The following is a 609-nucleotide window of genomic DNA, read 5'->3' on the forward strand; positions in this document are numbered from 1 at the left end:
TGCTAGCAGGCATCGCGGTGTACGTTGGCTTTAACATCCTAGACTGGAGCTTTATTCAGCGCGCGCATAAGGTCAGTTTTTCTGGCATGGCGATCATGTATGGCGTGATGCTACTGACAGTGTTTGTTGATCTCATTGTGGCCGTTGGTTTAGGTGTGTTTGTTTCAAACATCATGATTATTGAGCGCTTGAGTCGCGAACAAGCTCGTCAGGTAAAAGCCATCAGTGATGCCGACGAAGACGATGTGCCACTGACGGACAGTGAACGAGGATTGTTAGATCGCGCCAATGGGCGAGTGTTGTTCTTCTATCTCTCTGGCCCAATGATTTTCAGTGTGTCTAAGGCCATTTCTCGTCAACACACCAGTATTTCTGATTACGACGTGATGATCTTGGATTTGACCGATGTTCCTATGCTGGATGTTACGGTGGGCCTAGCTCTCGAAAACGCCATTAAAGACGCGTTAGATGCTCGCTGTGAAGTGTACTTGTTGTGTCCGAATCAGCGTACTCGCGAGCAACTCGAGAAGTTTCATGTCATCGACCTAGTGCCGGACAACAATATGTATCAGTTCCGCTACGAGGCCTTGAATGCGGCTGTCGCGCATG

1 protein-coding gene is annotated in these 609 nt (G+C 48.8%); it reads left to right on the forward strand.

All coding sequences use genetic code 11. The features are described from left to right. A partial coding sequence (locus R7093_RS26445; protein ID WP_318147180.1) for an STAS domain-containing protein occupies nt 1-609 on the forward strand: 609 nt, incomplete at both ends.

This window comes from Vibrio sp. 1580, assembly GCF_033340055.1.